Below are 25,186 nucleotides of genomic sequence, written 5' to 3'. Positions count from 1 at the left end.
GGGTCGCGGGTTCGAGCCCCGTCCGCCGCGCCATCAAGTTAAAAATAAAAATACCGGTTTTTACCGGTATTTTTTTCGTCTGTACCCTATGCCTTTTTATAAAAAATCGAGCTTTTTAGATAGTATAAGCAGGACAACACAATAAAGCAGACATATGATTTGAATCCTGAAAGACCATCCATCTCAAGCTGATTCACACCAAACGCTTATTCATCAAATCCCTAAATCATCTTCCAAAATAGACATAAATACTTGCCTCCTCTTCTTACACAAAGGCCGTCTGAAAACGTCAATACATTTTCAGACGGCCTTTTTTAGCTTATCAAGCCTGATGATACCTAATCATGCAGGAAGCCTTAGCATCAATCCAATGTTCGCCACCGGGCTGAACAATTTTAGACACCAGCTTATCCAAGTCGCGTAAATAATCGGTTGACTTTTGGCTGTTGATAATGACGACAACCAACAACGGCTTTTCGCCCAACCAATACCCAGCCAGTGCGCGGACATCTTTGAGTGTACCGGTTTTGAGGCGCAGGTTTTCACCGGGCTGTTTCAAGCGTGTTTTAAGCGTGCCGTCTTTACCGGCAATCGGCAGCGTACTGATAAACTCGTTTTTAAACGGGCTGAAGTAGGCTTTTTCCAACATTTGCGCCATCATTCGCGCATTGAGCCGTTCTACGCGGGACAGGCCTGAGCCGTTTTCCAACACTAGCCCTTCCGTATTGATACCGGCAACCGCCAGCTCACTTTTTACGATAGACGCGGCCTTGGCCTGCGCCTGCTTGTAATCAGATATATGTCCGGCAAATTTAAGGAAAACCGAACGGGCAATCAGATTATTGGAATGCTTGTTCATATCGGTGAGGATATCGGCAAGCGGTTTGGATTGATGACTCGCCAACACATGCGCGTCATGAGGCGCAGCACCTGTCGTCAGGCCGTCTGAAATCGTGCCGTCTTGTTGGCGCCATTGGTTGACAAAACTTTTGCCGACAAATTCTTTCATGCTATACATATTCAGATACAGCTCTTTGCCCAAGCAGCTTTCCGGCAGCTTGCCCGATACGGTCAGCGTATTGTTTTTATAGGAAGTCTTCATGTGGTTTTTTAAAACACTGCACTTCCCTTCTTTATTCTCAAGTGTCAATTTGTTTTGAATGTTCAGATTCGGAAGCGGCGGATTGGTACGGATGACCAAGCTTCCGTCTTCTTCTTTTTCAGCACGCAGTTCAACGGTTTTATACCCCAACATATTAGGATCGGGCGGCGTCATAAAGCTTTCGGCAGAATCGGAAGCAAAATCATCCGGATTCTTCACATCGCCCCACAGGCTGCGGTCGAGTATCAGATGTCCGTCAATATGGCGTATGCCCTTATCGCGCATCTGTTGCTGCATTTGCACCAGATCATGCTGGTCAAACACAGGATCGCCGCTCCCCACCCAATACACATTGCCTTTCAACGTATCGCCTTTGATTGGGCCGTTGGTTTTAAACTCAGTTTTCCAACGATAATCACCGCCCAACATACGAAACGCGGTAAACGCCGTTACCAGCTTCATGGTCGAAGCAGGATTGCGCAATTCATTGGCACGGTGTTCGGCAATCACGTTGCCGCTGTCCAATTCCTGCACATAAACAGAAATCTCATTTTCAGGAATACGCCCGAAATCCAAAGCCCATGACGGACAAACCACCATCATCAGGCCGATTGATAAAATACATTTTAACTTCATTGTGTTACAAAATCTTATAAATTCTTACGAGGTGCTTAGGCCGTCTGAACGTTTCAGACGGCCTTTTTCTTTATTTCTGATGCGCTTTCAAACGTAAAGCAAACATGACGACCACAACACCGACAACCAAAGCGCAACCCATCGCCAAATGGATACCGTCCAGCATTGCCTGTTGCGGCATATCTGCGCTGGAAAGTTTCTCGCCGATATTGGTCGCACCAACAAAAAACGCCGCGCCGATGGCACCGGCAATCGGGTTGATGGTGGTCAGAATCGCCGCACCGTGCGGATTGAGCATTTTCGGCAATGCGTTCAGACCATGGGTTTCGCCGGTTACACAAGCAGACACGGAAAGCGCCAACAGCATAAACATCGCCGTCAACATCACCACTTGCGTATCAATCCGCAAAAACAGCCACAATACCGCCAGCGACACCACCAGCATTACTGTTGCCGGCAAGACGACGAAACGGCCACCCTTTTTGTCCAACAATTTGCCGAACAAAGGCGCGGCAACCGCCTGGGCAATACTGGCAGGCATCAGAATCAGGCCGGTTGCCGTACCGGTCAGCATCAACACTTGCTGCGTGTACATCGGCACCATCAGTTCCAAACCCAAGAACAGGAATATCGCACCGGCCAAAATCACAACACAATATCTGAACTGCTTGTATTCAAATGCGCGAAGGTTCAGCAAAGGCGTCGCCAAACGGAACTGACGGTGCGCAAACCAACCCACCAGTAAAACGGAAGCGGCAAAGAGCAGGATAAATTCCAGCAGCGGCATATGGGCAAAATTACTGCTCGCATAAACTAACCCGCCGAAGCCCGCAATCGACAGCACAGCCGACAACATATCGATTTTCGGACGGCTGATGTTGCTCAAATTGACCGTCAAATATTTGCCCACCAACAGCATCGCCGCCAACATAAACGGTGCGGTAAAACCGAACAGCACGCGCCAATGCGTGTGGTCGATGATGATGCCCGACAGCGTCGGCCCCATCGCGGGCGCGGCGGTAAACATCATGGTAATCACGCCCATCGCCGTTCCGCGCTTGTTGGGAGGGTAAATCGACAAAATGCCGTTAAACAGGAGCGGGACGAAAAACGCGGCAGACACCGCCTGCACCATCCGCCCCACAACCAAAATTCCGAAAGTCGGCGCAAACGCGCAAATCATCGACCCTGCCAAAAACGTTGCCTGCGTAAACAGCACCATTTTGCGTGTTTCAAACCATTGAATCACGCCCGCCGTAATCGGCGTAAATGCGCCCATGACCAGCAAAAAGCCCGTCGTCAGCCATTGAACCGTGGTCTTATCGACCCCGAAATCCTTCATAATCGGCGTGAGCGCGACATTCAGCAGGGTATCGTTGAGATAGCCGAAAAATGCGCCGATAAACAGCGTCGCCACAATGGTTTTAGCAGGAAAATCAGGATTATCGGCGTGGTATTCGTGCGCCGTATCATTCTCTTGAAAATCAGAAGCGTGCATAATAATTTGAAATATCAGCGAAACTGTTATTTTAGCATAAACTGTTTTGACAGGCCGTCTGAAACCTTGACCGCTTCCCTAGACAACACTAAAATCTAGAATAGTTTTCATTTTTATTATCAAACAGGAGAAAAACATGTCAAAAAAAGTCAGCATCTTGGTCGGCAGCCTGCGTAAAGGTTCGTTCGCACGAAAAATCGCACAAAACGTCATTTCCATGTTCCCCGAAGGCTACGAAGCGCAAATCGTCGAAATCGGCCATTTGCCTTTGTATAACTTCGACTACGACGATCCTGCCGTTACCGACTTCCCTACTCCGCCCAGCTATACCGAGTTCCGCGAAACCATCAAGGCTTCAGCCGGCGTATTGTTCGTGACTTCAGAAAACAACCGTACCGTCCCCGCCTGCCTGAAAAACGCCATCGACATCGGCTCCAAACCCAATGCCGATGTTGCCTGGAAAAAAACACCGGCCGGCATCATCAGCCATTCCGTCGGCAAAATGGGCGGTTATAGCGCGCAAAAAAATCTGCGCCTTGCCCTTTCGTATTTCGATATGCCGCTGACCGGCCAGCCGGAAGTATTCCTCGGCAACTCGCCCACCCTGTTTGACGACAACGGCCGACTCATCGAATCCGCGCGTGAATTTGTCCAAGGCTATATCGACCAACTGGTTGCCTTGATTGAGAAAAACCCTAAATAATCGGGATTGAAGCATACAGGCCGTCTGAAAACCGAATTTCAGACGGCCTCATCGTTTGCAAAAATCAGTTTTTCAACCCTTCCTAAATTTTTACTAATTGAGTGCGGTTATAATCACTGTCCACCCATCCTTTGGAGAACTTCCATGCGCGTATTATTGGTTGAAGACGATGCCATGATTGCCCAAGCCGTCAGCGCCAATCTGAAAGATGCCGGCTACGCCGTCGATTGGGTCAGCCGCGGTTCGGAAGTGGCCGCGGCAGTGGCGGCGCAGGCATACGATTTGCTGCTCTTGGATTTGGGTTTGCCCGGCAAAGACGGTTTGGACGTATTGGCGCAAATCCGCAACGGCGGCTGTACCGTTCCCGTCTTAATCGTGACTGCGCGCGACGATTTGCACAGCCGCCTAAACGGCCTGGACGGCGGCGCAGACGACTACATCGTCAAACCCTTCGACATGGCGGAACTGCAAGCCCGTATGCGCGCCGTATTGCGCCGACACGGCGGACAGGCGCAAACTCTGCTGACCAACGGCATCATCACGCTCAACCCTTCCACCCATCAGGCGGAAGTAGTCGGGCAGGAACAGGCCATCATGCTCAGCAACAAAGAGTTTGCTGTCCTCCAAGCCCTGCTGCTGCGTCCGGGCATGATTCTGTCGCGCAGCGATTTGGAGGACAAAATTTATGGCTGGGGCGAAGAAGTCGAAAGCAACGCCGTTGACTTCCTGATTCACGCATTACGCAAAAAACTCGGCAAAGAAGCGATTCAAAACGTCCGCGGGGTCGGCTGGCTGGTTGCACAAAACAACCAGGCCGTCTGAAAAACCACAACAATATCAACACACAAACCATGCAACGCTTTATCCACACCATCAAACAATCCCTGCAAGTCCGAATCAGCCTCGCCCTGATCTGCATGCTCCTGCCCCTCTCCATTCTTGCAGGCATATTTTCATATTACGATACCTATCACGAGACCCAAGAGGTTCAAGACGACCTGTTGCGCCAAGTCGCGAACTATCTCGACCCGAGCGATGCCGATGACGAGAAACACTCGCTCGACAACGACAACAAGATTTCCGTTCAATTTCCCAATACGCCCAACCCCATTGTCAGCCTGCCTGAGAAGATTTCAGACGGCCTGCACACCATTCAGGCCGATGACGACGACGATTACTACCGCGTTTACACCCGCACCACCAAACAAGGCCGCATTGCCGTCATGCAGGAAAGCGACTACCGCGAAGAGCTGGCCGAAATGGCCGCCGTGCAGAGCATCCTCCCCATGCTCCTCGCCCTGCCCCTGATTATCCTGCTCACCGTCTGGATTACCCATCGTGCCATGCGTTCCGTCAAAACCCTGTCCAACGATTTGGAACAGCGCAAAATCAATGACCTCTCGCCGATGGACACCCAAAACATTCCCAGCGAAATCCAAGGCTTTGTCGTCGCCATCAACAACCTGTTGCAGCGTACCGATGAAAACGTCCGCCAACAGCAACGCTTTATCGCCGATGCCGCACACGAATTGCGCAGCCCCATGACCGCCCTTTCCCTTCAGGCAGAGCGGCTCAACAATATGCAGCTGTCCGCCGAAGCGCGCGAGCAGTCCGCCCTGTTGCAACAAAGCATACAGCGCAACCGCCACCTGCTCGAGCAACTCCTCTCCCTCGCACGCGCCCAAGCACCCGAAACCCAACGCCCCAAAACCCTGATCAGCCTGCAAAACCAGTTCCGCCGCGTCTTGCAGGAACTCATGCCGCTGGCGCTGGCCAAAGGTCAAGACATCGGCGTCGCCGTCGAAAACGACTGCCAAATCCACGCCGACGACACCGAAATCTACACCCTTATCAAAACCTTTACCGACAACGCCATCCGCTATACTCCCAAAGGCGGCCGCATTGATTTGGGCTTTGACGAAACCGCCGAATACCTCAACATCTGGGTGGAAGACGACGGTCCCGGCATTCCCCCAAGTGAACGCCAACGCGTTATCGACCCCTTCTACCGCATTCTCGGCACCGAACAACAGGGCACCGGACTTGGCCTGTCCATCGCAGACACCATTGTCAAACGCCATCAAGGCCGTCTGAAACTGGCCGACAGCCGACGCTTTGACAGCGGCTTGTTGATTATTGCCGAGTTGGATAAAAAGACGCTTTAAATAATTGGCCCGCTCAAATTGGTTTATCTAGCTTTAATCTGATGAATCAAAACGCTTTAAAACCAAAGACCGTCTGAAAATGACTTTCAGACGGCCTTTTTATATTTTGAAGCAAACCTACTTCATTCCTCACAAATACGGCTGCAAGGTTTGGCGGAGGATTTCCATATCGGTAATTTCAGTGATATTGGCTTTACCCAAGTATTCCAAGCCGACAAAACGCATGATGCCGCTGCTGACTTTTTTGTCGTGGCTCATGTGTTCAATCCATTTTTCAAAGGAGAAAACTGGCGGCGCAGACGGGAGGGAGGCAGCTTCCATTAAAGCGGCAATGCGTTCGGTGTCGGCTTGTCGGGTTTTGCCCAAGATTTGTGACAAACGGGAAGCAAGGACGCAACCGGCGGCAACGGCTTCACCATGCAGCCATACGCCGTAGCCCATTTCGGCTTCGATGGCATGGCCGAAAGTATGGCCGAGATTAAGCCATGCGCGGATGCCCTGCTCGGTTTCATCTTGGGCAACAATATCGGCCTTCATTTTGCAACAATGGTAAACGGCTTCTGCCATTTTTTCTTGATGTTGCGCCATCAGGTCGGCCATATTTTCTTCCAACCAGGCAAAAAATTCGGCATCGCCCAATGCGCCGTATTTGATGACTTCGGCCATACCTGCGGAAAGTTCGCGTTGCGGCAGCGTTTGCAGGGCGGTCAAATCAGCCAAAACGGCTTGCGGCTGGTAGAACGCGCCAATCATGTTTTTACCGAGCGGATGGTTGATGGCGGTTTTACCGCCGACCGAGGAATCGACCTGACTGAGCAGTGTGGTCGGCACTTGGATAAAAGGTGCACCACGCTGATAAGTCGCCGCGGCAAAGCCGACCATATCGCCTATCACACCGCCGCCCAAAGCGATTAAAGTGGTTTTGCGTTCGGCACGGTTTTGCATCAGGCCATCGTAAATCTGGTTGAGCGTCTGCCAGTTTTTATATTTTTCGCCATCAGGAAGGATGATGCTGAAATGCGGCACGCCCAGTCTGTCTAAGGCCGTCTGAAGCTGTTTGAGATAAAGCGGCGCAACGGTTTCGTTGGTAATGATGGCTGCTTTTTTACCTAAATAGGGCTGAAGCAGCGTATCTGCCTGCTCAATCAGTTTATGCCCGATAAAGATGGGGTATTGATGGGACGGGGTTTGGACAGTCAATGTGCGCATAGTATTCCTTTGCAAAGCGTATTTATTCGCCTAAAGCCTGTATCAGGCGTTTGAGCGTTTTGTGACAGCTGTCGGATTCGATGACGAGATGGGCGGTTTGACGGTACAGCGTATCGCGTTGGTCATACAGCTCTTGCAGTTTGGCCAAAGGGTCGGCAACTTGCAACAGCGGCCGGTTGCTGTCGTAACGGGTACGCTCCAGCAAGGTTTCAGGGCTGGCATGCAGATAAACAACCGTGCCGTTTTGGCGCAGAATCTGTCTGTTTTCACTGCGCAACACGGAGCCGCCGCCGGTTGATAAAACGATGTTGCGCCGGGAAGCGAGCTTTTTCAGCATATTGGTCTCGCGGTTGCGGAAGCCTTCCTCCCCTTCCATCTCAAAAATGGTCGGAATGGATACGCCCGAAGAAGTGCAGATTTCGTAGTCGCTGTCGTAAAACGGGCATTCAAACATTTGGGCAAGCTGCTTGCCCAAAGTGGTTTTGCCCGCGCCCATCAGCCCGATTAAGATTAAATTACCGTTGATTTTTTCCATGTGGGTCATTTTATACGATATGGTGGTTTCGTGGAAAAGTTCGTGGTTTTTCAGACGGCCTGAAACGAAAGGCCGTCTGAAAACGAAAACAGGCATACCTTTGCAGATATGCCTGTTTGTCATTCTAAAATCAATAACGCAGATTGTTACCCACATTGTCCATAATGCGCGGCGTGATGAAAATCAACAGCTCACGGCGGTTTTCACGCTTGCCGCGTGATTTGAACAAATTGCCGACAACGGGAATATCGCCCAAAACGGGGACTTTGTTCACTGCATTGGTGCTTTCTTCCTCGTAAATACCGCCGACAATCAGCGTACCGCCATCTTCAACCATGGCTTGGGTATTCAAGTGTTTGGTGTTGATACACTTGGTTGTCAGAGAATCCACGGTACAGTCGATCGGGGTATCGCGATTAATCTTCACAGTCATGATGATTTGACCGTCAGGCGTAATGTTCGGCGTTACGGTCAAGCCCAAAACGGCTTTCTTGAAGGTAATCGAAGTCGCACCGCTGGAAGAAGCTTCTTGGTAAGGAATCTCCGTACCGGATTCAATTTTGGCTTCTTTACGGTCTTGTGTCAGCACGCGCGGATTGGAAATGGTTTTGCTCTTACCTTGCTCTTCAGACGCACTGATTTCCAAACCCAATGCGCCGGACGAGAACGCACGCACCAGCGCAATGCTGTTGACTGCAGCTGCAGTCGGCAGGCTGACGTTCGGATCCAAAGACCAAGTAGGATAGCGGACATCACCACGGTTAAATGAGGCATTGGTATTGTAGTTGGTTTGTGCATTGCTCCAATTGCTGCCCCATGCGTTACGGCCACTTGCACCACCGGAACCGAATTTAACGCCCAAGTTGCGGAAGAAGGTATCTTCTGCTTCCACAATACGCGCTTCCACCATTACTTGACGGGTTGGAACATCCAATTCATCAATCAGTTTGCGGAATTTCTCAATCACGCCACGGTTGTCGGTCACGATCAGTGTATTGGTGGCCGGATCGATTAAGGCGCTGCCTCGGTTGCTCAACAGAGTATTGCGGGTATTGGAATTATTGCTGTCGTATTCTTCCAAACGCAGAATTTTGCGGAATTCTTCCACATTTTTGTATTTCAACTGGAAGGTTTGGGAATACAGCGGACCCAATTCGGCAATCTCTTTTTCAGCCTGCAAGAAGGCTTTGTCTTTTGCCAACAATTCATCGCGAGGTGCGATATTGATGATGTTGCCTTGACGGCGCATATCCAAATTACGCGCCTGCATAACCAAGTCTAAAGCCTGATCCCAAGGTACATCTTTCAGGGACAGGGTCATGGTACCTTTGACAGTATCGCTGGCAACAATATTCACGCCGGACTCTTTCGCCAAAATCTGCAAAATGGTACGGACTTCTACATCTTGGAAGTCCAAAGAAATTTTACGGCCTTTAAACGATTTGTTTGCATTTTGATTCAAGCCGCCGGATTCGGTATTGGCGGCTTTTGGCGATACTTCAAATACAAAACGGCCGGAAGAGGCTTTGGTATTGATGTCCCAATTCGCATTATTGTTGCGGATAATGAGCTGGGTAGAATTGCCGATACGTTTGAGCGTAACGTTTTGTACAGGCGTATTGAAGTCAGCCACATCCAAACTGCGTTGCGCTTGTGTCGGCAGTGTATGGTTTTTCAAGGTAACAACGACGCGGTCGCGTTGCTGTTTAATGTCCGGCTGTCCGCTGAAACCCGGGGCAGACAATTCAATAATGCCGGAATTGCGTGCGCCTTTGCGGAAATCGATATTGGCGGCTAAAACGGCTTGATAAGTCTGAGCAGCGCGCGCGGTAGACGGGGTAGCCGCACGTTCATTTGCAACGGCCACATTGGTTTGATCAGTAGATTCGTTTACAAATACCCAAACTTCGTTGCCGCGAATCTCAGTATTGTATTGGCTGATTTTGTTCAAACCCAAAACTACGCGTGCGCGGTCATTGTTTTGTGCCGCAGTAATTTGATTCAGCAATGGGTCTGCATATTCCAAAACAGGCTGAGGCAAACGGATATTGGTGTTGGCAAAATCCAATGCAATACGTGCCGGAGTAGATGTTACAAAACCATGAGGTGTGGTGACGTCTTTGTCGAAACGGATTTTGATGATTTTTTGGTTGTCAGGCAAAGTGGAAACGTTGATATCGGTAATATTGCCTGCAAAGGCCGTCTGAACAGCGAGGGCAACGCTGAAGCCGGCAAATAATTTTGTCATGTGCTTGGTTTTCATAATCGAGTGAGACCCCTAAATTAATTTGAATTCGAACTATCTGAGCTATCGGAAGAATCTGCCTCTTTGCTGCTCAACGGCAATTCGGCCTTCCGGTACACCCAGTTGCCGTAGCTGTCTTCAACTTGCTCGGTCAGGATAATTTTATCTTCAGTAATACTTTGGATTCTGCCGTAATTCTGACCGATGTAGTTTCCGGGATAAACGGTATAAACATGGTCGTTGACTTTGATAAATCCGGAAACTTTGCCGCCGCTTTGAAGCGTTCCGACAAAGGCCATGTTTTCCAAACTGAAGGCTTCCAATGTTTCTTTCGGACGGTTCACATCCGGCGCATTGCCGCCTTTAGGGGCAGTGTCCAAACGGCGTGAATCAAACGCATTCATGCCTTTAAAGTTCGGCGGGCTATACGGCTTAGGCAATGTAACCGTCGGCTCTTCAAACGGAATAATCTTGGATTTCGCTTCCTGACGGGTTTGCGTCATCCATTGAGTCAAATCTTCATAGCTTTGCGTACAGGCTGCCAAGGGAAGAAGACTTAAGAGTAAGAAGATGATTTTTTTCATGATTTCCCTATTCTTTTATTTTTGCTCATTCTCGGCAGGTTTGCCTTCTTCTTGTGCCTGTTGCGCAGCCAATTCGGCAGCAATCTCTTCGGCCGGACGTGCTTTGTAAGTCGTCGCAATCGCGCTCAATGTCAACTCGCCTTTATTGCCTTTGCCTTCTTTGTCCTCGCCTGCGTTCACGAGTTTCAAAGAATCTAAAGTAATAATGCGTGACAAATCGCCTACATCACGGGTAAATTGGCTGATTTGAGAGTATTTGCCTGTGATGGAAATCTGATATGGCAGTTTTTGAATCGGACCATCGTTTTCAGGTTGGAGCGGTGTAACGCTGTCCAAACGCAATCCGTTGGTTGAACCTGCCTGATGCAGCTCTTGAATCAGGTTCGGAATTTCCGCGTCGGTCGGAAGTTGTTTCAACAAAACGTCAAATGCAGAGCGGATCGAAGCCAATTCAGCCTTCAGATTATTCAAGCTTGCCGCCTGAATGCTTTTACGCGTAAAGGTTTCCTTCAGCTCTTCCTCTTTAGCTTCCTGCGTATTCAGGGTTTCAATCTGATCTTTAAATACGCCGACATAGCCCAAAGCCAACATACCGACAATCAATAAACCTGCCAGCAAAAGTTTTGAAGGCATATTGAGCAGGTACAGGTTTTGTACGTCCAATTGTTTTAGGTTTTTAGATGCCATTATTGAGCCTCCGGAGCAGGTTCTGCCACAGGCTCGACCACTTCATCGCTGCTTTGGGTCGTCGGCGCAGGAGCCGGCGTATTCACTTGGTTGATTGAAGATTTCAAAGTAAATTCTTGGTAGTTATCTACTTTTTTAATACTCAACAATTCAGGCTGCAAGAAAATACCTGTACTTGGCAGGGAGCGCATCATAACGGCGATTTTATTGTCGCTGATGGCATGACCGCTGATTTTATAGCTGGTCGGGCTTTCTGCTTCCAACGCGGTCAAATAAGTATTATCGGGCGTAAGCGCATTCAAAGAATCAAGGATATAGGCCGCTTGATAGCGTTTTTCCTGCAACTCTTCAACTTTCAGCTTTTTAGCCAAGAAGGCTTCTTTTTCTTGCTGAAGTTTATCGATTTCGCCCAATTCCCTATCGAGTCTGTCGATTTCGGTTTGCAGGAAGTTGTTGCGTCCTTCTTGATTACTGATGGCGTTGTCAATACCGAGATAGGTTGCGGCCGCCAAGCCTAAACCCACTGCAAAAGCGCCAAGCATCAATACTTTGAATTGCTGCTGCTTGCGCTGTTTAATCTCTTCCCGATACGGGAGAAGGTTGATTTTGGTTAATTCAATCATGTTCTCAAAGTCCCCTTAATGCCAATCCGAACGCCAAGGTCAGTGACGGCGCATCAATTTGAAGCTGCGGCAATTCTACTTTTGCACTGCGTTCCACATATGAAATCGGATGCAGATATTCTGTTGCCGTATTGGTTTGCGAGAAAATGCTTTCCGCCAAACCTGCCTGCTGCGCGGTAAAGCCGGTCAGCAGGATGTGTTTGATATTGGAAAAAGAATCAGTGGCTTGCGTGGTATAGTAAAATTGCAAAACACGCTGAACTTCCTGTGCAACCTGTACATTAAAACGGTCGGCAATCTGAGACTGGTAGTCGGAAGGCTTGTTTTGGGAAGCCATCATTTGTGCGGCTTTCTCTTCTGTTACCTGATAAGTACGCTGAATCAGCTGATTGAGCTGCTCTGTGCTGACCGGAGTTTCTTGTTTATAGAGAATGCGGCCGTTTTGCAGAATCAGTGCATACATTTGCGTCGCATGAATGCCGAACACGGCAACTTTTTCCTCTGCCATTTCGGGAGCATGCGTATTTATCCAATGAACAAAGGCATTGCGTTGCGCCAGCAAGTCTAAATCCAAAGCGGACAAAGGCAAGCCCGCATTCTCAAACATTTCAATGCGCGGCTCGACATCATCTTTTTTGGCGGCAACAGCTAAAACATGCTGACCCGAACCGACTTCTTCAGCTTGAAAGTCATAGTTCATTTCTTCAATAGGCGCAAATTGGCCGACTTCCGCCTCGACAAACTCTTCCAAGTCCAAATCGGTATCACGCGGGTTGTAAATAATTTGCTCGACTGTCGCCAAATTTTGTGGCACAGCCGCAACAATATTTTTGCAAGAACTGCGTAATTGTGTGTAAGTATGTTGGATGTAAGTAGCAAGCTGATCGTAGTCTTGAATTTTGTTGCCTTTGACAATATTTTTAGGCAATTTGGTAATAACGTATTTTTCCAGCTGAATTTGGTTTAAACTACGGCCTGTCAGTTGTACCATCTTAATGGCATGTTGGCTGATATCGACGCCGATGGCAGAGCGGTTGTTCAATCCGCTAGAAGCCTTGCCTGTTTTGGTATCTTTCGTGCTTTTAAATAAGCGCATGATTTGACTTCCCTGTATCATTTAGGAGTGAGTAACTGTTTCGTTATCCGTAAAGGACTTCTTATTCTTTACACAGTATTGACTGTGGCTGATAGAAATCGTTTCCCATTTTACTTTATTTATCGCCATCAATGGCAAATTATTACTTAGTCATGATTAAAAAGATTATAACGACCTGCCTGGGTCTCTTATTGGGACTGGCTCTTTTCGGTGTGGGGCTGATTGCGATTGCAATTTTGGTTACCTATCCGAAGCTGCCGTCTTTGGACACTTTACAACACTACAAACCCAAAATGCCGCTGACGATTTATTCTTCAGACGGCCAAGTGATTGGCGTTTACGGCGAGCAACGGCGTGAATTTACCAAAATCGGTGACTTTCCCAAAGTTTTGAAAAATGCCGTGATTGCCGCCGAAGACAAACGCTTCTACGACCACTGGGGCGTGGACGTTTGGGGTGTGGCGCGCGCCGCGATCGGCAACGTCATGGCCGGCGGCGTCCAATCCGGTGCCAGTACGATTACGCAACAGGTTGCCAAAAACTTCTACCTGAGCAGCGAGCGTTCGTTCACCCGTAAATTCAACGAAGCCCTGTTGGCCTACAAAATCGAGCAGTCTTTGAGCAAAGATAAGATTTTGGAGCTGTACTTCAACCAAATCTATTTGGGTCAACGTGCTTATGGTTTCGCATCTGCCGCCCAAATTTATTTCAATAAAAATGTTAATGAATTAACATTGGCCGAAGCCGCCATGTTGGCCGGCTTGCCTAAAGCCCCTTCCGCCTACAATCCGATTGTGAACCCTGAGCGTGCCAAACTGCGTCAGGCTTATATTCTGAACAATATGCTGGAAGAAGGCATGATTACCCTGCAGCAACGCGATCAGGCTTTGAAAGAAGAGTTGCATTACGAGCGTTTTGTACAAAACATCGATCAAAGCGCCCTGTACGTTGCCGAAATGGTGCGTCAAGAGCTGTTTGAGAAATACGGCGAAGATGCCTACACTCAAGGCTTCAAGGTATATACCACCGTCGACACCGCACACCAGCGCGTGGCCACCGAAGCCCTGCGTAAAGTTCTGCGCAACTTCGACCGCGGCAGCAGCTACCGCGGTGCAGAAAACTACATTGACCTGAGCAAAAGCGACAACGTAGAAGAAACCGTCAGCCAATACCTTTCTACACTTTACACCGTCGATAAAATGATTCCGGCGGTTGTATTAGAAGCCTCCCGCAAAGGTGTACAGATTCAGTTGCCAAGCGGCCGTAAAGTCACGCTGAACAGCCACGCTTTGGGCTTTGCCGCCCGTGCCGTCAACAACGAAAAAATGGGTGATGACCGCATCCGTCGCGGCTCCGTCATTCGCGTTAAAGGCAGCGGCGATACCTTTACCGTCGTTCAAGAGCCTTTGTTGCAAGGCGCATTGGTGTCTTTAGATGCGAAAACCGGTGCAGTCCGTGCATTGGTCGGCGGCTATGACTACCACAGCAAAACCTTCAACCGCGCAACTCAAGCCATGCGCCAACCCGGCTCTACATTCAAACCGTTCGTTTATTCCGCCGCTTTAGCAAAAGGCATGACTGCCTCCACCATGATTAACGATGCGCCGATTTCCCTGCCGGGAAAAGGTGCAAACGGCAAAGCGTGGAACCCGAAAAATTCAGACGGCCGCTATTCCGGTTACATCACGCTGCGCCAGGCTTTGACCGCTTCGAAAAACATGGTGTCCATCCGCATCCTGATGTCTATCGGTATCGGTTACGCGCAACAATACATCCAACGCTTCGGCTTCAAGCCGTCTGAGATCCCTGCCAGCCTGTCTATGGCTTTGGGTACAGGCGAAACCACGCCGTTGCGTATTGCAGAAGGTTACAGCGTCTTTGCCAACGGTGGTTACAAAGTATCTGCCCACGTCATCGACAAAATCTACGACAGCCAAGGCCGTCTGAGAGCGCAAATGCAACCTTTGGTAGCCGGTGAAAACGCACCTCAAGCCATTGACCCGCGCAACGCTTACATCATGTACAAAATCATGCAGGACGTTGTCCGTGTCGGTACCGCACGCGGTGCAGCCGCACTCGGTCGAGCCGACATCGCCGGTAAAACCGGTACCACCAACGACAACAAAGACGCATGGTTTGTCGGCTTCAACCCTAGCGTTGTGACTGCCGTCTATATCGGCTTTGACAAACCGCGCAGCATGGGTCGTGCAGGTTACGGTGGGACAATCGCCGTACCGGTATGGGTAGAATACATGCGCTTTGCCCTGAAAGGCACCAGTGTCAAACCGATGAAAGCCCCTGAGGGCGTGGTTTCGAACGGTGGCGAAGTGTATATGCGCGAACGCATGACCACCAGCTCCGACCTGGCCTTGGACAACAGCGGCGTTGCTCCGCGTCCCGCTCAATCTGCCCGTCGCGCGGTTCCGAATGAAAATCGCCGCCGTGCCGAGAGCGGCAATGCGCCAGCCCGTGAAGAATTAGACGAAACCCCAGTTCTGCCAAGCAATACCGGCAACAATAACAAACAACAACTGGACTCTCTGTTCTAAATATTCTAAGCAAGGCCGTCTGAAACGTTCAGACGGCCTTTTTTGAGAAAATTCAAAGCAAAACCATGATTGATCTACACTGCCATTCAACCGTTTCAGACGGCATGCTGTCCCCAACCGAAGTTGTCCGACTCGCCCATCAAAACGGTTGCACCCTGCTCGCCCTGACCGACCACGACCACACTGGCGGACTCGCCGAAGCACGCGCCGAAGCCGATACTCTCGGCCTCCCCTTCGTCAACGGCGTGGAAATATCCGTCACTTGGCGCGGCCGCACCATCCACATTGTCGGTTTGGACTTTGACGAACACAACGAAGCCCTGCAAAACCTGCTTGCAGAAGTCCGCAAAGGCCGTCTGAAACGATTGGAAGCCATCGCGGCCAAGCTGGAGAAAAAAGGCATAACAGGCGCGTATGAAGGCGCACTCGCATTGGCTGCCAACAAAGAAATGGCCAGCCGCACCCACATTGCCGAATTCCTCATCCGCGCAGGCCATGTTAAAAACAAACAGCAGGCATTTACCAAATACCTGGGCGACGGCAAATCCTGTTCCGTCAGACACGAATGGGCCACACTGGAAGACTGCGTAACCGCGATTACAGGCGCGGGTGGCATGGCCATTATTGCCCACCCGATGCGCTATGAATTATCCGCCACCGCCAAACGAAACCTGTTTCAAGAATTTAAAAATCTCGGCGGCGCAGGGATTGAAGTACACAGCGGCAACTGCTGCAAAAACGACCGCCTCAACTATGCCCTGCTTGCCGACCGCTTCGACTTTCTCGCCAGCGCAGGCAGCGACTTCCACCGCCCCAACGACTTCAGCGGCGGCATACTCGGCGCCTGCCCCGACTTACCCGAACAATGCCGTCCTGTCTGGAAACACTTTAAGGCCGTCTGAATTTTTGACAGCAATTTTTCAGACGGCCCGCCAAGTATGAGACAGTTATAAACATATCACACTCTACATATTGAAACTGCCTGCCCGATACACCATAATAACCCTATAAATACCCCAAAAATAAAGGTTAACGCCATGTGCCAACTGCTCGGCATGAATTGCAACACTCCCACAGACATCATGTTTTCTTTTGAAGGCTTCCGCCGTCGCGGCGGTATTACCGACCACCACGCCGACGGCTTCGGTATCGGCTTTTTCGAAGGCAAAGGCGTGCGCTTGTTTCACGACGACAAACCCAGCGCCAACTCGCCCGTTGCCGACTTGGTGCGCGCCTACCAAATCAAATCTGAAAACGTTATCGCCCATATCCGCAAGGCCTCACAAGGCCAGACCTCATTGGCGAACACTCATCCCTTCATGCGCGAGATGTGGGGCGAATATTGGCTGTTTGCCCACAACGGCCATTTGATTGATTTTTACCCCGAGCAGGGCGAGTACTACCATGCCGTCGGCACGACCGATTCCGAACGCGCGTTCTGCTTTATTCTCAACCGCCTGCGCAGCCGCTTTGCCACAAAGCCCGAACCTGAAGTTTTGTTTGATGCCATCGCCGGCCTGACCCATGAAATCCGCCGCTATGGCTTGTTTAATTTCGTGATGTCCAACGGCGACTGCCTGTTTGCCCACGCCAGCACCTTACTGCACTACATCGTGCGCAAAGCCCCGTTTGGTAAAGCGCGTTTGCTGGACGATGATGTCATGGTCGATTTTTCAGAAGTGACCACCCCGAACGATAAAGTTTCCGTCATCGCCACCCTGCCCCTGACACGAGATGAAACCTGGTCGCAATTGGCAGTCAATGAATTGGTGATGTTTCAAGACGGCGACATTGTCCTCAGCGACCGTCCCGAGAATCCGGTTTATATGAGTGCGGAAGAAGGTTTGGAAATCGCCCGTGCCGTCGGCGTATCGGTTTAACGGTTGATTGGCTGAAAAACTCAAGGCCGTCTGAAAAGCTCAACTTCGCTCAAGTTGCCCTTTCAGATGGCCTTTTTATACTTAATCTATAGTCAAAGCCTTTACTATACGAAAATAGCGCAATCCGCTACAATAATAGGTCACAAACAATAAATTCAATTGCTTAGCGACCTTGCCGAGCGTATGACAAGGAAACCCGATGAAGTGCCCGTTTTGCCAACACCCCAACACACAAGTAGCCGACTCGCGATGGCTGGAAGACACCAACAGCATCCGTCGCCGTCGCAAATGCTTGGAATGCGGACAACGCTTCAGCACCTTTGAAACCGTTGAAATGCGGATGCCGCAAGTCATCAAATCCAACGGTACACGGGTTCCCTTCAATGCACACAAACTGCAGACTAGCCTTGAGCGCGCGCTGCACAAACGCCCTGTCACACAAGAACAAATCGATGAAACCGTTGCCCTTATCGAGCAACGCCTCTACCGTTTGGGCAAAAAAGAAGTCGCTTCGCGCATCGTCGGCGAAATGGCGATGGAAGAGCTGGCAAAAATCGACCAAGTCGCTTATGTCCGCTTCGCGTCCGTCTATAAAAGCTTTAAAGACGTTTCCGAATTCACCCAAGTCATTGCCGAATGCAAAGCCAAATAAGGCCGTCTGAAACCATGTTTTCCGCACTTGATACCCAAATGATGCAAACCGCCCTCGAGCTGGCCAAGCTTGGGCGGTTTTCTACTTCCCCCAATCCCCGCGTCGGTTGCGTAATTGCACACGGTGCACAAATCGTCGGACAAGGTTTCCACGTCAAAGCAGGCGAGCCGCACGCTGAAGTTCACGCCTTGAGGCAGGCCGGAGCGGCGGCAAAAGGCGCAACAGCCTATGTCACGCTAGAACCTTGCAGCCATTACGGCCGCACACCGCCATGCGCCGAAGCGCTGGTTCATTCCGGCGTAACGCGCGTAGTCGCCGCCATGACCGACCCTAACCCATTGGTCGCAGGCAAAGGCTTATCTATGTTGGAAGCTGCCGGAATCCGTACCGAAAGCGGTTTATTGGAAGCTCAGGCGCGCGAGCTCAACCGCGGTTTCCTGTCACGTATCGAACGCGGCAGACCGTTTGTCCGCCTCAAATGCGCCGCCAGTTTGGACGGTAAAACCGCCCTTTCAGACGGCCGCAGCTTTTGGATTACCGGCGAAGCGGCGCGCGAAGACGTACAAATTCTCCGTGCCGAAAGTTGCGCCGTTTTGACCGGTATCGGTACCGTACTTGCCGACAACCCGAAACTCAATGTCCGCAGCTTCCTCACCCTGCGCCAACCTGCGCGCATCGTCTTGGACAGCCGACTGCAAATCCCTTTGGACTGCCACCTCGTTACCGATACCGACAGCCCGACCGTTATCGTTACCCTTTCCTCAGACGAACAACGTTTGCAGGCTCTAAGCACATTTGAACATATCCGCATCATCAGGCCGCCTGAACACATCAACGGCCGCATCAATCTTCTTTCACTCATGCCGCAACTGGCAGAGCTTGGCTTTGGCGAAGTTCTGGTAGAAGCCGGATCAACACTTGCTTCAGCCTTCCTGAAGGATGACTTGGTGGATGAAATCGTCCTCTACCAAGCGCCGAAACTGTTAGGCGCAGGCAAACCTCTTTTCTCCCTTCCTGAAAATCCGGCCGCCCTACTTTCAGACGGCCCTTGGCAAAGTCAATCGGTAGAAATCATCGGGCAGGACATTAAATGGGTTCTCCGGAAAAAATCCGTCTAATTGCCTCAACTTAATAATCAAACCACTTTTAATAGGATATATCTATCATTTACATAGCAATAAATGTAATTTTTTCGTCAATATATTATAATGACTTTAGCGTATTCCAATTTAAAACTTTGACTTAAGTTAACTATCCTCAAGCCGATTGTCGACAAATTTTCCTTTTTTTCATCACGAAATAATGGATTATTAAGATAAGTTAAGCCACGAAAATTTATTAAAAGTTTTTATTCTAGAAGGGTTTTAAATGGCATAAACGGTAGTTTCATTTTATGAATCATACATTTGACAAAACAATATCTAAAATCAAAACATGTGGTTGAATGTAATTTCTAAAAATTAAGTATTCAAAAATACCGTTTCCATACCATAGAGGCCGTCTGAACGACCGTTAAACTTTTTTGATTGAGACGAATCAGATAAGTGCTTATGATTTTGTCTAATGTAATTATAAGTATGGTTTTAAGGCTTCACACGATACGGCAGCCGGCTATGGCTATGCGGTTGCAGCAAACAACTCAGGCATCGGGCAAATACTCCCGATTTACTCATTCATTAAACGAAAGACATCATGAAAAACATTACGATACAAAAATTTGCCGATAAGACCGCAAAAATCGGCATCGTTGGCTTAGGCTACGTCGGTTTACCACTGATGTTGCGCTATGTGGATATCGGTTACCAAGTTTTGGGTTTCGACATTGACACCAACAAAGTCGACAAGCTCAACAAAGGCGAAAGCTACATCGAGCATATCCCTTCCGACAAAATTGCCGCTGCTTCCAACAGTCTGTTTGAAGCAACGACCGACTTCTCCCGCATCGGCGAAGTAGAAGCCGTCATTTTGTGCGTACCGACTCCGCTGAACAAATACCGCGAGCCGGACATGAGCTTTGTGATTGACACTACCGATGCGGTAAAACCTTACCTGCGCGCCGGTCAAGTGCTGTCTTTGGAATCTACCACCTATCCCGGCACTACCGAAGAAGAATTGCTGCCACGCATGGAAGAAGGCGGCTTGAAAGTCGGTCAAGACGTGTTCTTGGTTTACTCTCCTGAGCGTGAAGACCCGGGTAACCCTAACTTTGAAACCCGTACCATTCCAAAAGTCATCGGCGGCCATACCCCTGCTTGTTTGGAAGTCGGCCTTGCGCTGTACCAACCTGCCATCGATAAAGTTGTTCCAGTAAGCTCCACCAAAGCTGCCGAGCTGACCAAACTTCTGGAAAACATCCACCGCGCCGTAAACATCGGCTTGGTGAACGAGATGAAAATCGTTGCCGACAAAATGGGCATCGACATTCACGAAGTCATCAATGCCGCTGCAACCAAACCGTTCGGCTTCGTTGCTTATTACCCGGGCCCCGGCTTGGGCGGCCACTGTATCCCTATCGACCCGTTCTACCTGACTTGGAAAGCACGCGAATACGGCGTAAACACCCGCTTCATCGAGCTTGCCGGCGAAGTAAACTCCCACATGCCCGACTACGTTATCGAAAAAGTCGGCCTGGCTTTGAATGACCACAACCGTTCTATCAAAGACAGCAAAATCTTGGTATTGGGTATCGCCTACAAGAAAAACGTGGACGATATGCGTGAAAGCCCGTCTGTGGAAGTTATGGACCGACTGCACAAACTGGGCGCAGTGGTTTCCTACTCTGACCCACACGTTCCAGAGTTCCCACATATCCCCGGCCACCACTACTTCGACCTGAAGAGCGAAGCGCTGACTCCTGAAACTGTCGCTCAATACGATTGCGTGGTTCTGACCACCGATCACGACAAATTCGACTATGACATGATCACCGAACATGCCAAGCTGATTGTCGATACACGCGGCAAATTCCCAGTGAAAAATCCTAAAGTCATCAAAGCATAATCTTGCTTCAGACGCATCCGGCTGCCTCCGGTTTCCCCAATCGGGACGGCGGCCGGTTTCCCAAGGCCATTTGTTTTTTCAGACGGCCTTGGAAAACCGGCAACGGTAACAACGCATCTCTTACAAAAAACGCTCAGCTCGAACTTCCGGCCGTCTGAAAACAAATAATATGAACGCGAAAAAAATCCTCGGCTACGCATTGGGCCCGGTAGGAAGCGCCGCCTTCGGCCTGCTTTCCCTGCCGCTCATCTCATGGTACTTCCCTGCGGAAGACATCGGCCGTATCGTACTCTTGCAGACCATTGCCGGACTGAGCATCCTGTTGCTGGGCTTGGGGCTGGACCAATCCTATATTCGCGACTATTACGCAGTTAAAGACAAGGCCGCGCTGTTCAAATCCGTTTTTTTATCGCCATTGATTCTGACTGTGGCGGTTGTGGTTTTAGTGTTACTGATAAACGCATCATGGCCGTCTGAAATCATTTTTGACATCCCCAGTGCAAATTTGGGGATTCTCTTTCTGATTTTCTTGGCCACCACGCTGATTACCCGTTTTTTAGCCCTGATTTTGCGGATGAAAGAACAGGCATTGGCTTTTTCCGTCAGCCAGCTTGCGCCGAAATTCTTGATTTTGGTGTTGGTTTTTGCCGTGATTGCTTCCGGCTTGCCTGCCAATACCACTTCGCTGGTTTTTGCCTACACTGCCGCCCAAGTGCTGACCGTTGTGCTATTGATATATCAGCTGCGCCGAGACCTGCAAGCCGTTTCCCATGCGAAATGGTCGCCTGAGTTGCATCGGGACGGCCTGCGCTACGGCCTGCCGCTGGCATTCGGCAACTTGGCCTATTGGGGTTTAACTTCGATTGACCGTTTTGTCCTCAAGAATATCTCGGGCTTGGACGAGTTGGGTATTTATTCAATGGCGGTCAGCTTTGGCGCCGTCGCCCTGATTTTCCAAAGCGTGTTCTCCACCATTTGGGCACCTTTAGTGTTTAAATGGGTAGAAGAAAAAACCAATCTGGACAAAATCGGCGACATCACGCTTTCCATGACCGTCCTCATCAGCGCAATGATTTGCCTCATCGGGATTTTCTCGCCGATGGCGACTTGGATACTGCCGGAAAAATACACGCAGGTTCAATTTATCCTGCTCTCGTGTATGCTTTTTCCCCTGTTTTACACGCTGACCGAAGTCAGCGGCATCGGGTTGAACGTCGTCCGCTCGACTTGGCTGATTACCGTCATCAACATCGTTGCCTTTATCGCCAATACCGCCCTGCTCTATCTGCTGGTACCGAAATTCGGTGCAAAAGGTGCGGCAATGGCCAGCGCAACGGCTTTTTGGCTGTTTTTCATCTTGAAAACCGAATTCTCTTCACGCCTGTGGCAGCCTTTGCCGCGCCTGAAGATTTATACCAACTCAACGCTCTGCCTGATGATCTGCCTTGCCTACACGTGGCTGGGTACGCGCGACAACTATATTTGTTTTGCGCTGGCATGGGCAGTCGGACTGGGTTTCCTGTTCCTAAAATACAAACACGCACTATTTGCCGCGACCGAAAAAATCAAAGCCAAATTAAACCGTTCGGCAAAATAGCCAACCTGAGATTCACGTCTCTACGATAACAACAGCACGACTATGAAAATAAAACGTCTGAACTTATACACTTACATCCTATACATCATGCTCGCAGCCTATATGCTGGGGCCTGCGCTGTCCTTTAAAGTCGGCGTACCGCGTATCGACAACCCGCTGACCCTGATATTTGTACTGCTTGGTTTTGTCGTATTTTTTCTGGAAAGCAAGCATATTCCGCGCAAGATTTTCACCATGCTCTGCGCCCTGACCGCCATGTGCATCTGGCCTGCCATCCACATGGGCATTACGTCGCTGACGCCGACGCAGTACATGGATATTTTGTTTTTTATGGCGGTTCCAGCTTTCTTCTACTTGTTTTACCAAGTATTGAAGCGCGCCGACAACCCTTTGAGGACAATTCAGAAGTTCCTCATCGTATTTACGCTGTTTATCGCCGTGCCGCCTTTTGCAGAGCTGGCCACCGGCATTCAGTTTGTGAGTGCCAGCGATGAATTGGCTATTGATGAAGGCTCGCTCAAAGGCTTGTTCTTTAACCCGAACAACCTTGCCGCCACCGCAGTCTGCCTTGCGCCTGCCATTTTGTTTTTCTTCCAACTCCAAGGACGGAAACACAAAGAAAAACTGCTGGGCTGGGGCTTGTTCCTGCTGTTGGGCATGGCCATTTTCGCCAGCGTATCGCGTACCGCTATCGGCTGTTACCTGTTGATTTTGCTGGTTTATACGGCCTATCGCAAAAATGGTTTTATTACGGTTGGCGTAGCTGGTTTGCTGGCGTTGGTGTTGTCGATGATTCCGTCACGCGCGATTGCAGAATTTTTGCTGTCACTCAACGGCAACCAGTTTTTGGAACGCTTTTCCAGCCGCGTGTACCTCTTCCTGTACGACTTGGGCAGCGACAACTCCGTGTCCTACCGTCAGGAGATTTACAACTACTTCTGGAACAATCCGCCCCTGCTGCTGACCGGCTATGGTCCTAAAAACTTCCGCGAATATTTCGGCGGCCATTTGAGCGGCAGCTTGGGCTTTGAAAACCCGCACAGCTTCATCATCGAGCTGTATCTGGGTTTCGGCATGATTTCCTTACTCGGCTTTATTGCCTTTGTGGCGTGTTATTTCCTCTACACCGCCTCAAACCGCGCAGTAACCGGCAAATCGCGCGTTTTGGCTTGGGTTGCCTTGGGCATTTTCCTGCTGGCCGGTTTTATTCCGTCCACTATTTTGCGTATGCCGTTTATCTGGCTGCCCTGCCTGCTGATTTTTATTTACAGCGTATTTGTTGCGCCCAAGCTGAAAGATATGGCCGCTTACGCATACAACGAAACACTATACGATACGAAGAAACCATCATGAAAATCATCCTGACTACCTCCATGTCCGGCCTCGGTGGCACTGAAAATGCCACTTTCCGCCTCGGCCGCCTGCTCAAACAACGCGGACACGATATCGTATTGGCCTCTTCAGACGGCCCTTTGATTCAGGAAGCGCAAGCATTGGGCATCCGTTGGCAGCCGATCGATTTTTACCAAGGCGGTCTTTTGGGTTACGTCAAAGGCATGTTTGCCTATATGAAACTACTAAAAAAAGAAAAACCTGATGTGGTTCACTGCCAAATGGCGCGTATCGTTCCGGCCTGCGCCATTGCGGCCAAGTTTGCCTCGCCGAAAACCAAAGTGTTCTACCACGCGCGCGGCCTTGATCCGGAAACTTATCCGAAAATTGCCAAGCTTTTCGACAAGCTGGGCGTGTACATCATCGGCAACTGCAAACACGAACGCGAAAAACTCATCCGTTACGGTTTCCCTGCCAACCGCATCACCTACACTTACAACGCCCTGCACAAAGCGGATTACGTTCCTGAAAAAACAGTCAAAGACTATGTCCAACTGGGCACGCTATCCCGTTTGGACACCGTCCGCGCCGTACATCTGATGTTGGATATTTTGAAGAAAATGGTTGACCGCGGCATGCCTGTACGCCTCAACGTTGCAGGTATCGGCGAAGAAATGGACAACCTCAAAGCCCAAGCCAAACGTTTGGGTATTGAAGACAAAGTTACCTTCCTCGGCGGCGTCCGCGACTTGACCGGCTACTTTAAAGAAGTCGATATTTTGGTGAACACGCCGCATTGCGTGGGCGACCACGGCGCAGGTGTCGGCAACAATATTTTGGAAGCCGGCCTTTACGACACACCTGTCGTGACCTACAACATGGCGGGCATTTCCGAAATGGTCATCACCGGCCAAACCGGCTACTGCATTCCTTTCGGCGATGACGAAGCGTTTATCGAAGCCGTCGATACACTCATCAAGCATCCTGAGTTGCGCAGTCAAATGGGCAAAGCCCTGCACAAACACGTTGAGACCTTATGCTCCGACGACGAAATCTACCGCACCACCATGGCTGCGTACGAAATGTAAGGCCG

At 50.0% G+C, this 25,186-nt stretch carries 21 protein-coding genes; 12 read left to right on the top strand and 9 right to left on the bottom strand.

Annotated features, from left to right (window positions below):
* Positions 1 to 322: 322 nt before the first annotated feature.
* On the bottom strand, positions 323 to 1,738 hold the full coding sequence (gene dacB, locus HMPREF3022_RS05595) for a D-alanyl-D-alanine carboxypeptidase/D-alanyl-D-alanine endopeptidase (protein WP_070765239.1): 1,416 nt from the start codon (positions 1,736 to 1,738) through the stop codon (positions 323 to 325).
* A gap of 70 nt (positions 1,739 to 1,808) precedes the next feature.
* Complete coding sequence (locus tag HMPREF3022_RS05590) at positions 1,809 to 3,236, bottom strand: MFS transporter (protein ID WP_049333515.1); 1,428 nt, start codon at positions 3,234 to 3,236, stop codon at positions 1,809 to 1,811.
* Positions 3,237 to 3,372: 136 nt separating this feature from the next.
* On the opposite strand from HMPREF3022_RS05590, the gene HMPREF3022_RS05585 reads away from it, so the two are divergent.
* The 3 genes from HMPREF3022_RS05585 to HMPREF3022_RS05575 all read left to right on the top strand — a co-directional run bounded on the left by HMPREF3022_RS05585 (position 3,373) and on the right by HMPREF3022_RS05575 (position 6,104).
* Positions 3,373 to 3,939, top strand: a complete 567-nt coding sequence (locus HMPREF3022_RS05585; RefSeq protein ID WP_049333517.1) for an NADPH-dependent FMN reductase — start codon at positions 3,373 to 3,375, stop codon at positions 3,937 to 3,939.
* Between the two features lie 144 nt (positions 3,940 to 4,083).
* Positions 4,084 to 4,761 (top strand): response regulator, encoded by a 678-nt coding sequence (locus HMPREF3022_RS05580; protein WP_049333520.1) that lies wholly within the window; start codon positions 4,084 to 4,086, stop codon positions 4,759 to 4,761.
* 29 nt (positions 4,762 to 4,790) lie between these two features.
* Positions 4,791 to 6,104 (top strand): sensor histidine kinase, encoded by a 1,314-nt coding sequence (locus tag HMPREF3022_RS05575; protein ID WP_049333522.1) that lies wholly within the window; start codon positions 4,791 to 4,793, stop codon positions 6,102 to 6,104.
* Positions 6,105 to 6,233: 129 nt separating this feature from the next.
* Here the strand turns inward: HMPREF3022_RS05575 and aroB are convergent, their stop codons facing one another.
* The 7 genes from aroB to pilM form a co-directional block, all read right to left on the bottom strand.
* Positions 6,234 to 7,313, bottom strand: coding sequence for a 3-dehydroquinate synthase (gene aroB / locus HMPREF3022_RS05570; RefSeq protein WP_049333524.1), 1,080 nt, complete (start codon positions 7,311 to 7,313; stop codon positions 6,234 to 6,236).
* A gap of 22 nt (positions 7,314 to 7,335) precedes the next feature.
* On the bottom strand, positions 7,336 to 7,848 hold the full coding sequence (locus tag HMPREF3022_RS05565; protein ID WP_049333679.1) for a shikimate kinase: 513 nt from the start codon (positions 7,846 to 7,848) through the stop codon (positions 7,336 to 7,338).
* Positions 7,849 to 7,978: 130 nt separating this feature from the next.
* Positions 7,979 to 10,111, bottom strand: a complete 2,133-nt coding sequence (gene pilQ, locus HMPREF3022_RS05560; RefSeq protein ID WP_049333526.1) for a type IV pilus secretin PilQ — start codon at positions 10,109 to 10,111, stop codon at positions 7,979 to 7,981.
* 20 nt (positions 10,112 to 10,131) lie between these two features.
* Positions 10,132 to 10,677 (bottom strand): pilus assembly protein PilP, encoded by a 546-nt coding sequence (locus tag HMPREF3022_RS05555; RefSeq protein ID WP_049333528.1) that lies wholly within the window; start codon positions 10,675 to 10,677, stop codon positions 10,132 to 10,134.
* Between the two features lie 15 nt (positions 10,678 to 10,692).
* On the bottom strand, positions 10,693 to 11,364 hold the full coding sequence (gene pilO / locus HMPREF3022_RS05550; protein ID WP_049333530.1) for a type IV pilus inner membrane component PilO: 672 nt from the start codon (positions 11,362 to 11,364) through the stop codon (positions 10,693 to 10,695).
* A complete protein-coding gene (locus HMPREF3022_RS05545) occupies positions 11,364 to 11,987 on the bottom strand; it encodes a PilN domain-containing protein (RefSeq protein WP_049333532.1) in 624 nt (207 codons plus the stop codon). Before HMPREF3022_RS05545 ends, pilO begins: the two co-directional genes overlap by 1 nt.
* 4 nt (positions 11,988 to 11,991) lie before the next feature.
* Positions 11,992 to 13,083, bottom strand: a complete 1,092-nt coding sequence (pilM, locus tag HMPREF3022_RS05540; RefSeq protein WP_049333534.1) for a type IV pilus assembly protein PilM — start codon at positions 13,081 to 13,083, stop codon at positions 11,992 to 11,994.
* A gap of 152 nt (positions 13,084 to 13,235) precedes the next feature.
* Here pilM and HMPREF3022_RS05535 point away from each other — a divergent pair, with 152 nt between their 5' ends.
* The 9 genes from HMPREF3022_RS05535 to HMPREF3022_RS05495 all read left to right on the top strand — a co-directional run bounded on the left by HMPREF3022_RS05535 (position 13,236) and on the right by HMPREF3022_RS05495 (position 25,181).
* Positions 13,236 to 15,632, top strand: a complete 2,397-nt coding sequence (locus tag HMPREF3022_RS05535; RefSeq protein ID WP_049333536.1) for a penicillin-binding protein 1A — start codon at positions 13,236 to 13,238, stop codon at positions 15,630 to 15,632.
* A gap of 65 nt (positions 15,633 to 15,697) precedes the next feature.
* Positions 15,698 to 16,534 carry a PHP domain-containing protein gene (locus HMPREF3022_RS05530; RefSeq protein WP_049333537.1) on the top strand — a complete coding sequence of 279 codons (837 nt, stop codon included), beginning with the start codon at positions 15,698 to 15,700 and terminating at the stop codon, positions 16,532 to 16,534.
* 135 nt (positions 16,535 to 16,669) lie between these two features.
* Positions 16,670 to 17,512, top strand: a complete 843-nt coding sequence (locus HMPREF3022_RS05525; RefSeq protein WP_049333539.1) for a class II glutamine amidotransferase — start codon at positions 16,670 to 16,672, stop codon at positions 17,510 to 17,512.
* Between the two features lie 199 nt (positions 17,513 to 17,711).
* The gene (gene nrdR, locus HMPREF3022_RS05520; protein ID WP_049333541.1) at positions 17,712 to 18,164 is read left to right on the top strand and encodes a transcriptional regulator NrdR; all 453 of its coding nucleotides are present in this window, start codon (positions 17,712 to 17,714) and stop codon (positions 18,162 to 18,164) included.
* A 14-nt stretch (positions 18,165 to 18,178) separates the two neighbouring features.
* Positions 18,179 to 19,282 carry a bifunctional diaminohydroxyphosphoribosylaminopyrimidine deaminase/5-amino-6-(5-phosphoribosylamino)uracil reductase RibD gene (gene ribD / locus HMPREF3022_RS05515; protein WP_049333543.1) on the top strand — a complete coding sequence of 368 codons (1,104 nt, stop codon included), beginning with the start codon at positions 18,179 to 18,181 and terminating at the stop codon, positions 19,280 to 19,282.
* Positions 19,283 to 19,856: 574 nt separating this feature from the next.
* A complete protein-coding gene (locus tag HMPREF3022_RS05510) occupies positions 19,857 to 21,164 on the top strand; it encodes a nucleotide sugar dehydrogenase (protein ID WP_004520865.1) in 1,308 nt (435 codons plus the stop codon).
* Positions 21,165 to 21,333: 169 nt separating this feature from the next.
* A complete protein-coding gene (locus HMPREF3022_RS05505) occupies positions 21,334 to 22,761 on the top strand; it encodes an oligosaccharide flippase family protein (RefSeq protein ID WP_049333544.1) in 1,428 nt (475 codons plus the stop codon).
* Between the two features lie 42 nt (positions 22,762 to 22,803).
* Positions 22,804 to 24,114, top strand: a complete 1,311-nt coding sequence (locus HMPREF3022_RS05500; RefSeq protein WP_070765238.1) for an O-antigen ligase family protein — start codon at positions 22,804 to 22,806, stop codon at positions 24,112 to 24,114.
* The gene (locus tag HMPREF3022_RS05495) at positions 24,111 to 25,181 is read left to right on the top strand and encodes a glycosyltransferase family 4 protein (protein ID WP_049333548.1); all 1,071 of its coding nucleotides are present in this window, start codon (positions 24,111 to 24,113) and stop codon (positions 25,179 to 25,181) included. The genes HMPREF3022_RS05500 and HMPREF3022_RS05495 overlap by 4 nt, the downstream gene beginning before the upstream one ends.
* Positions 25,182 to 25,186 lie beyond the last annotated feature (5 nt).

The organism is Neisseria sp. HMSC065C04, from assembly GCF_001815375.1.
GTDB classification, from domain to species: Bacteria; Pseudomonadota; Gammaproteobacteria; order Burkholderiales; family Neisseriaceae; genus Neisseria; species Neisseria flavescens_D.
The sequence above is the reverse complement of the archived record's forward strand: the minus strand, read 5'-3'. Positions and strand labels throughout refer to the sequence as shown.